Raw genomic sequence first — 7,872 nt, 5'->3', positions numbered from 1 at the left:
GGAGTTGGTGACGTAGGCGCGGGTGCCGTCGGGGGTGAAGGTCACTCCGCGCGGGCTGGAGCCGACAGGGATACCCGGGCGCCGCGGTGGCCGCGGGCACCGGGGAACGGTGAGCATGCCCCCGCGCACCACGTCAGCCCGGCCCCCCGCACCGGCTGCCCCGCCGCCCGGACCCGATCTGCGCCACCACGGTGACGCCGAGGTGCGGGGCGCGGACGCCGGGCTGACGGACCTGGCGGTCAACGTCCGCGCCGGCACTCCCCCGGCCTGGCTCAAGGCCCGGATCGCCGCGTCGCTGGACGGCCTCGCCGCGTACCCCGACGGCCGGGCGGCGCGCCGGGCGGTGGCGGCGCGGCACGGGCTGCCCGAGGAGCGGGTGCTGCTCACCTCGGGGGCCGCGGAGGCGTTCGTGCTGCTCGCCCGCGCCCTGCCGGCCCGCCGGCCGGTGGTGGTGCACCCGCAGTTCACCGAGCCCGAGGCGGCGCTGCGGGACGCCGGGCACGAGGTCTCCCGGGTGCTGCTCGACGCGCGGGACGGCTTCCGGCTGGACCCGGCCGCGGTGCCCGAGGACGCCGATCTGGTCGTCGTCGGCAACCCCACCAACCCCACCTCGGTGCTGCACCCCGCGGAGGTGCTGGCCTCCTTGGCGCGGCCGGGCCGGACGCTGGTGGTGGACGAGGCGTTCATGGACGCGGTGCCCGGTGAGCGGGCGGCGCTGGCCGGGCGCACGGATCTGCCGGGGCTGGTGGTGCTGCGCAGCCTGACCAAGACCTGGGGGCTGGCCGGGCTGCGGATCGGCTATGTGCTGGCGGCCGGGGAGACCGTCGCCGCCCTGGAGCGGGCCCAGCCGCTGTGGCCGGTCTCCAGTCCCGCGCTGGCCGCCGCGGAGGCCTGCTGTACGCCCCGGGCGCTGGCGGAGGCGGCCGCGGCGGCCGAGGAGATCGCCGTGGACCGGGCCCATCTGCTGGCCCGGCTGGCTGCCTTCCGGCAGATCGGGACGGCCGGACCGGCGGAAGGCCCGTTCGTGCTGATCCGGCTGCCGGACGCGGACCGGGTGCGGGCCGCGCTGCGGGAGCGCGGGTTCGCCGTGCGCCGGGGGGATACCTTCCCCGGTCTGGGCCCCGACTGGCTGCGGCTCGCGGTGCGCGACCGGGCCACGACGGACCGCTTCGTCACGGCCCTGGCCGAGGTGCTCGGGTAGGCCCTGCCCGTGGGCGGTCCCCGCCGGGTTCCCCTGCACACCATGCCTGGTGGGGTCCCCGGCGAGGGTGGGGTGTGCCGTACGGTCCGCGGCCCGTACGGCACACCCCGGGCCGTACCCCGCGCGCGACGCCCCCACAGCACCGGCGCGGTGTACGGGGTCGGTCAGCCGCCGTCGCCCGGTGTCGCGGCGGTGCGGCGCCGGCGGGCGAAGACCGTCGCCCCGGCGCCCGCGGCGAGCAGCAGTCCCGCGCCGCCCGCGAGGTACGGGGTGGCCGCACTGCCGCCGGTCTCCGCGAGATTCTGGGGGCGCGGCCCGGAGTCCGCCTGCGTCACCTCGGTGCCCTTGCCGTCCGGCTCGGTGCCGCCGATCTCACCACCGGTGGTGCCGCCGCTCGTCTGCCCGCCGCTGGTCCCGCCGGAGCCGTTCTGCTCGGGCGCCTTGCCGCGCGGTGTGGTGCAGGTGGCCTTGGCCAGGGTGACCCGGCCGTGCACCTCGGCGACGTTCAGCTTCAGCGGGTTGAGGGAGACGTCGAGGTCGAGGGCGGTGGCCGCGGCGCCCTTGGACGTGACGTCCTTCCGGGACAGGTCGAGCCGGACCCGGCCCACGCCCGGGACCTTGACCTGCGTCGTGCCGCCCGCGGTGAGGGTGACCTTCTTGCCCAGGACGCGCACGGTGCCCAGCACGTTCGACTCGGCCCGGGGCCGCGTGCCCGCCTCGCAGACCGCCTTGGCGGTGACCTGCTGGACCTCGATCACGGAGAGCAGCGGCAGACCGGGCAGATGCACCTTGGCGCGGACGAGGTTGGCGTAGCCCTCGGCCTTGCGGCGGTCGGCGGTGGCCCGCGCGGTCGCGGCGTCGGCGCGCAGCACGCTGAACGGCCTGCCGTGGTCGATGCCGTCGAGCTTGACGGTGAGCGCGGTCTTGTTGGCGGAGGCCGGGGCGTGCACCTCGTTGAGGACGACGTTCAGCGGGACGTCGACCGTCTTGTGGAGCAGCCCGACGTTCACGCCGGTACGCAGCACGACCGCGTCGGCGGTGCCGCGGGCCGCGCCCTGCTCTCCCGTGGCATGCGCGGGCACGGCGCCGAGCAGGGCGGCGGGACCGGCCGTGAGCGCGGTGGCGACGAGGGCCGTGGCGAGGCGTCTGGGCATGCCGAAGGAGCTGGTGGGACTGGTGGACACGTGTGTGGAACCCTCACAGGAGAAATGGCGCCGCCGGCCGCGTCCATGGGGGACATCACGCGGGCCGACGGCATCGACCCGCACATCGTGTCCGCACCGAGGGTGAACGGGCAGCCACGTGGCGTCAGTTCATCCCAATGGGTGGTTTCCGTGCCTTTATTCGATTCGTGCGGCATCGGGCACCCCCCACGCCACAGCCGTCCCACCTCGCGGGTGACCCGGGTTGACCGCGCCGGTTCACCGGGTCACCCCGGCGGCTACCCCACGACGCGCCCCCGCAGCACCACCCGGCGCGGGGCGGCCAGCACCCGGACGTCCTCCCGCGGATCGCTCTCGTAGACCACCAGGTCCGCCGGGGCGCCCTCGGTGAGGCCGGGGCGGCCGAGCCAGTCGCGGGCGCCCCAGGTGGTGGCGGAGAGCGCCGCCTCGGCGGACAGCCCGGCCCGGGTCAGCTCCAGGACCTCGTCGGCGACCAGCCCGTGCGCCAGGGACCCGCCGGCGTCGGTGCCGGCGAAGATCGGCACCCCGGCGTCGTGGGCGGCCCGCACGGTGTCGTAGCGGCGGGCGTGCAGCCGCCGCATGTGGCCCGCCCAGCGGGGGAACTTCGCCGCGCCGCCGTCCGCGAGCCGCGGGAAGGTGGCGATGTTGACGAGCGTGGGGACGATGGCCACCCCGCGCTCGGCGAACAGCGGGATGGTCTCCTCGGTGAGCCCGGTGGCGTGCTCGATGCAGTCGATGCCGGCCTCGACGAGCGGGGCGAGCGTCTCCTCGGCGAAGCAGTGCGCGGTCACCCGGGCACCCAGCCGGTGGGCCTCGGCGATGGCCGCCTCGACCGCTCCCCGGGGCCAGCAGGCCGCCAGATCGCCCGTGGAGCGGTCGATCCAGTCGCCGACGAGCTTGACCCAGCCGTCGCCGCGCCGGGCCTCCTGGGCGACGTAGGCGACCAGGTCCTCCGGTTCGATCTCGTGGGCGTAGTTGCGGATGTAGCGCCTGGTGCGGGCGATGTGGCGGCCGGCGCGGATGATCCGCGGCAGGTCCTCGCGGTCGTCGACCCAGCGGGTGTCGGAGGGGGACCCGGCGTCGCGGATCAGCAGGGTGCCGGCGTCACGGTCGGTGAGCGCCTGCTTCTCGCTGGTGGGGGCGTCCACCGGACCGTGCGCGTCCAGGCCCACATGGCAGTGCGCGTCGACCAGGCCCGGCAGGGTCCAGCCCGTCACGGTGGTGGCATCCCGTGCCACCGCGGGCCGGTCGAACGTCACCCGGCCGCCGACCACCCACAGCTCGTCGCGCACCTCGTCCGGACCGACGAGGACCCTCCCCTTGAGGTGCAGCACCGCACCTTCACTCATGGACGTCATACCGGCACTTTAGGCGGCGCGCCGCGCCGGGTGGCCAGGGCGGCCGAACCCGTCGGCACCTCGCATTCCCCGGCCGTTTCCCCGGGAATCCGGCGTTCCCCCGGACTTTCGGCGCGACCCCTTCTCCGGCACTCTCCGTACCGCTTCCGCCACCCTTGCCGCACGGTTCTCCGTGTGTTCCCCGTAACGCTGCGTACGTTTCGCGCCGTCTTCCCCGAGATCGCCTGGCGCACGTTCCCGCGGGTCTTGTCACGCTCTTGCCGCACAGGTTTCCATGGGCCTTCCGCCCGGCCTTCCGGCGGCGAATTCCCAATTCCCTTGAAGTACAGCTTCCCGTATTCTTCTGCCCGCTTTTCCGCACCTCAAACGCCAAGATTTTGCTAGCGGCAAGTTCCGTAATTCGGACGGATCTCATCGGCGTTACGGAGCTGTGACCGACTACACAACGTGTCCGTTTCGCCCCGAACATCCTGGTCAAATGGGGACATCTCGCGGTGGCATCGCGCGGACGGGCGCCCCCGCGCGATAACACATCCTGCGCGCTTCCGTAACCCCTGCCCACGATGCAATTTCCTTTTTCCCTGGGTAAATTTAATTCCCATGACCGCCGCACAAGCAGACCATGCCGGTGCCCGAAGCGATATCAGAGAATTTCCGGAGGGCTTCAAGCTCGACACCCCACGCGTGGAGGACGGAGCCGCGATCTGGCGCATCGCCCGCGACTCGAAGACGCTGGATCTCAACTCCTCGTACAGCTACCTCCTGTGGTGTCGCGACTTCGCCGCCACCTCCGTCGTCGCCCGCGACACGGAGGGCGAGCCGGCCGCCTTCATCACCGGATACCTCCGCCCGGAGCACCCGGAGACCCTCGTCGTCTGGCAGGTCGCCGTCGACGACGCGCACCGTGGGCAGGGGCTGGCGGCCGCACTCCTGGACGGGCTCACCGCCCGGGCCAGGGACGAGCTGGGCGTACGTTTCGTCGAGACCACCGTGACCCCCGACAACACCGCATCCAACCGGTTGTTCGCGTCCTTCGCGGAGCGGCACTCAGTGCCGCTCAAGAGCGAGGTGCTCTTTGACGCAGGACTGTTCCCGGAGCAGGGCCACGAGCCGGAGGTGCTCCACCTCATCGGCCCGTTCACCCCACCGGCCCGCCCGGAGCACTGACGCACCCAGGACCGCGCGGCAACGCCGCCGCAGCGGTCATGCGGGACCCGGCACCACACCCCCGTGACACCGCCGGCACCGCCCAGCCCCAACAGACTTCCTCATCCTTCGCCACTCATCTCCCAGGAGCATGCTGTGACCATCACCCAGCCCGACCTGAGCGTCTTCGAAACCGTGGAGTCGGAGGTCCGCAGCTACTGCCGTAGCTGGCCCACCGTCTTCGACCGCGCGCAGGGCAGCCGCATGACCGACGAGGACGGCCACACCTACCTCGACTTCTTCGCCGGGGCAGGGTCGCTCAACTACGGCCACAACAACCCGGTCCTCAAACGCGCCCTGATCGACTACATCGAGCGGGACGGCGTCACCCACGGCCTGGACATGTCCACCACGGCCAAGCGGGCCTTCCTGGAGTCGTTCCAGAACATCATCCTGCGGCCCCGCGACCTGCCCTACAAGGTCATGTTCCCGGGCCCGACGGGCGCCAACTCCGTCGAGGCCGCGCTGAAGCTGGCCCGTAAGGTCAAGGGCCGCGAGTCGATCGTGTCCTTCACCAACGCCTTCCACGGCATGTCGCTGGGCGCCCTCGCCGTCACCGGTAACTCCATGAAGCGGGCCGGCGCCGGTATCCCGCTGGTGCACGGCACCCCGATGCCGTTCGACAACTACCTCGACGGCACCTACCCGGACTTCCTGTGGTTCGAGCGGCTGCTGGAGGACCAGGGCTCCGGTCTGAACACCCCCGCCGCCGTGATCGTCGAGACGGTCCAGGGCGAGGGCGGCATCAACGTCGCCCGTCCCGAGTGGCTGCGCGCCCTCGCCGACCTGTGCGAGCGCTGGGACATGCTGCTCATCGTCGACGACATCCAGATGGGCTGCGGCCGTACGGGTGCCTTCTTCTCCTTCGAGGAGGCGGGCATCGTGCCGGACATCGTCACCGTCTCGAAGTCCATCAGCGGCTACGGCCTGCCGCTCGCGCTGACCCTGTTCAAGCCGGAGCTGGACATCTGGGAGCCGGGCGAGCACAACGGCACCTTCCGCGGCAACAACCCGGCCTTCGTCACCGCCGCCGCGACGCTGGACACCTACTGGGCCGACGGCCAGATGGAGAAGCAGACTCTCGCCCGCGGTGAGATCGTCGAAGCGCACCTGAAGGCGATAGCCGAGGAGCACCCGGACGCCATCGCCGAGTACCGCGGCCGCGGTCTGGTGTGGGGTCTGGAGTGCAACGACAAGCCCCTGGCCAACAAGATCGCGGCCCGCGCCTTCGAGCTGGGTCTGCTGATCGAGACCTCCGGCCCGGAGAGCGAGGTCGTCAAACTGCTCCCCGCACTGACGACCACCCCCGAGGAACTGGACGAGGGACTCCGCATCCTCGCCCGCGCCGTCCGCGACTGCGCCTGATCGGCCCAACGGCCCCAGAGTTCCTTACCGTTCCACAGAAAGGCACCGAGTCACCGTGATCGTCCGATCCTTCCAGGACATCGAAGGCACCGACCGCCACGTCAAGGCCAAGTCCGGCACGTGGGAGAGCAAGCGCATCATCCTCGCCAAGGAGCGCGTCGGCTTCTCGCTGCACGAGACCACCCTGTACGCGGGGACCGAGACGTCGATGTGGTACGCGAACCACATCGAGGCCGTACTCTGCGTAGAGGGTGAGGCCGAGCTCACGAACGACGAGACCGGCGAGAAATTCACCATCACGCCGGGCACGATGTACCTGCTCGACGGGCACGAGAAGCACACCATGCGGATCAAGGAGGACTTCCGCTGCGTGTGTGTCTTCAACCCGCCGGTCACCGGCCGCGAGGACCACGACGAGAACGGGGTCTACCCGCTTCTCACCGAACCGGAGTCTGAGCCCGAGACGGTCTGAGGCGCCACCCTCCCCCAGCTGACGCTGGGAGGTACACCCAGCCCGCCCCGCAGCGCTGAGGAAGGCACACACGCGCACGTAAGCCAGATTCCGTACGAGAGGAGAGGAAGGCAACACCATGACCACCGCACCCGAGCGCACCGCCGACCTGTACCCGACCCGTGGGACCGCTGAGGTCATCACCCCGCGGAAGGACCCGGTGGTGTGGTCGCAGCCCGGAACGGCCGGCCCCTTCGAGCCGTCCGAGCTGAGCGACTTCGAACGCGACGGCTTTTTCGCCATCGGGGAACTGCTCACACCGGAAGAAGTCGCGGTGTACCGCGCCGAACTGGACCGGCTCGTACTCGACCCGACGATGCGCGCCGACCCGCGCTCCATCGTCGAGCCGAAGTCCCAGGACGTACGGACCGTGTTCGAGGTGCACAAAATCAGCGAGGTGTTCGCCAAGCTCGTCGCCGACCCGCGGGTGGTCGGCCGGGCCCGGCAGATCCTCGGCTCGGACGTCTACGTCCACCAGTCGCGGATCAACGTGAAGCCGGGCTTCGGTGCCTCCGGCTTCTACTGGCACTCGGACTTCGAGACCTGGCACGCCGAGGACGGCCTGCCGAACATGCGCACCGTGTCGGTCTCCATCGCGCTGACGGAGAACTACGACACCAACGGCGGCCTGATGATCATGCCCGGCTCGCACGAGTACTTCGTGGGCTGTGAGGGCGCGACGCCGAAGGACAACTACAAGCGGTCGCTGCAGATGCAGGACGCGGGCATCCCGTCGGACGAGGTGCTGACGAAGATGGCGGACAAGCACAGCATCCGTCTCTTCACGGGTAAGGCCGGCTCGGCGACGTGGTTCGACTGCAACGCCATGCACGGCTCGGGCGACAACATCACGCCCTACCCGCGCAGCAACGTCTTCATCGTGTTCAACAGCGTCGAGAACGCTGCGGTGGAGCCGTTCGCGGCACCCGTCCGGCGCCCTGAGTACATCGGGGCCCGCGACTTCACTCCGGTGCGTTAGGGGACGCCGCCCCGGCCCGCCCGTCAGCCCAGATCCAGCCACATGGTGATGTCGTCGCGGTAGTCGTC

General features: G+C 71.3%; 7 protein-coding genes. 5 read left to right on the top strand and 2 right to left on the bottom strand.

The features are described 5' to 3' along the window. The first annotated feature begins 115 nt into the window (after positions 1–115). Positions 116–1,201, top strand: a complete 1,086-nt coding sequence (cobC, locus tag ACWC9R_RS36655) for an Rv2231c family pyridoxal phosphate-dependent protein CobC (protein WP_450738164.1) — start codon at positions 116–118, stop codon at positions 1,199–1,201. A 164-nt stretch (positions 1,202–1,365) separates the two neighbouring features. Here the strand turns inward: cobC and ACWC9R_RS36650 are convergent, their stop codons facing one another. After that, on the bottom strand, positions 1,366–2,355 hold the full coding sequence (locus ACWC9R_RS36650) for an SCO1860 family LAETG-anchored protein (RefSeq protein ID WP_450738166.1): 990 nt from the start codon (positions 2,353–2,355) through the stop codon (positions 1,366–1,368). Positions 2,356–2,642: 287 nt separating this feature from the next. After that, positions 2,643–3,734, bottom strand: a complete 1,092-nt coding sequence (locus tag ACWC9R_RS36645; RefSeq protein WP_450738165.1) for an amidohydrolase family protein — start codon at positions 3,732–3,734, stop codon at positions 2,643–2,645. 609 nt (positions 3,735–4,343) lie between these two features. Here ACWC9R_RS36645 and ectA point away from each other — a divergent pair. The 4 genes from ectA (at position 4,344) to thpD (ending at position 7,804) form a co-directional block, all read left to right on the top strand. After that, positions 4,344–4,910: a diaminobutyrate acetyltransferase gene (ectA, locus tag ACWC9R_RS36640; RefSeq protein ID WP_393365871.1), complete on the top strand. Its 567-nt coding sequence runs from the start codon at positions 4,344–4,346 to the stop codon at positions 4,908–4,910. Positions 4,911–5,045: 135 nt separating this feature from the next. Further along, complete coding sequence (gene ectB / locus ACWC9R_RS36635) at positions 5,046–6,314, top strand: diaminobutyrate--2-oxoglutarate transaminase (protein WP_085928228.1); 1,269 nt, start codon at positions 5,046–5,048, stop codon at positions 6,312–6,314. 55 nt (positions 6,315–6,369) lie between these two features. Next, positions 6,370–6,786, top strand: coding sequence for an ectoine synthase (locus ACWC9R_RS36630; RefSeq protein WP_362613010.1), 417 nt, complete (start codon positions 6,370–6,372; stop codon positions 6,784–6,786). Positions 6,787–6,904: 118 nt separating this feature from the next. After that, positions 6,905–7,804 (top strand): ectoine hydroxylase, encoded by a 900-nt coding sequence (thpD, locus tag ACWC9R_RS36625; protein WP_450738161.1) that lies wholly within the window; start codon positions 6,905–6,907, stop codon positions 7,802–7,804. Positions 7,805–7,872: the final 68 nt, after the last annotated feature.

It is taken from the genome of Streptomyces sp. NPDC001219 (assembly GCF_053597915.1).
The sequence above is the reverse complement of the archived record's forward strand: the minus strand, read 5'-3'. Positions and strand labels throughout refer to the sequence as shown.